The following is a 982-nucleotide window of genomic DNA, read 5'->3' as shown; positions in this document are numbered from 1 at the left end:
CCTTCCATGCGCTTCAGCGCGGCGTCGATGCCGTCGAAGCCGACTTCGGTGTCGATAACCGGGGAAACCAGCCCCGCCGCCATTTTCTGCATGGCGTCGGCCATGTTTTGCATGCGGCAGCCGAAGGAGCCGAGCAGCTTCAGTTGCTGCTGGAACAATTGCATCAGATTGATCTGCGTCGACACGCCCGAGGTCGAGCCGCAGGTCACCAGGCGGCCACCGCGTTTCAGGCACAGCATCGAGGCGGCAAAGGTGTCGGCGCCGACATGCTCGAAGACGACGTCGACGCCCTTCTTCTTCGTCAGCTTGCGCACGACGCCTTCGAAACGGTCCTCGCGATAGTTGATGACATGGTCGGCGCCAAGCGCCTTCGCCTTGTCGATCTTGTCGTTCGAGCCGACCGTGGTGATCACGGTGCAGCCCATTTTCTTTGCCAGCTGGATCGCGGCGGAGCCGATGCCCGAGCCGCCGGCATGGATCAGGATGGTTTCGGCGGGCCGCAGCCTGGCATTGTCGAACAGCATGTGCTCGACCGTGCCGAAGGTGACGGGCGCGACGGCGGCGCCGGTGTCCGTCACGCCGGGCGGGGCAGGGACCAGCAGGCGCGCCGGAAGGTTTATCTTCTCTTGCGCAAAGCCGTCGAGATGGAAGCCGTGTACGCCCGAGACATGCTCGCAGAGGTTGTCGCGGCCTTCGCGGCAGGCGCGGCAAAGCCCGCAGGTGCGCGCACCGTAGATCGACACAAGCTGCCCGGGCACAAGGCTGGAGACGCCGGGGCCGACCGCCTCGATCTCGCCTGAAGCTTCGGCGCCGACGACCAGCGGCAGCTTGCGCTTGGCAAAGGCCATGCCGCGCCAGCCCCAGACGTCGATATGATTGAGCGCCACGGCCTTGACGCGCAGCGTCACTTCGCCCAGCGCAGGCTGCGGCGGAAGCGGCAGGTCCACCGTTTCAAGGCGGCGGTCCTCGATAAGTTGCAATG

The 982-nt window shown here is 65.5% G+C and carries 1 protein-coding gene; it reads right to left on the bottom strand.

Features of this window, described 5'->3' with window-relative positions:
• The coding region (locus tag EOA86_RS36210) for a zinc-binding dehydrogenase (RefSeq protein WP_245497496.1) at window positions 1-980 on the bottom strand (980 nt) is incomplete at its 3' end.
• Between the last annotated feature and the right edge of the window lie 2 nt (window positions 981-982).

Origin of the sequence: Mesorhizobium sp. M5C.F.Ca.IN.020.32.2.1, assembly GCF_004023105.1 — a bacterium.
Lineage (GTDB): Bacteria > Pseudomonadota > Alphaproteobacteria > Rhizobiales > Rhizobiaceae > Mesorhizobium > Mesorhizobium wenxiniae.
The sequence above is the reverse complement of the archived record's forward strand: the minus strand, read 5'-3'. Positions and strand labels throughout refer to the sequence as shown.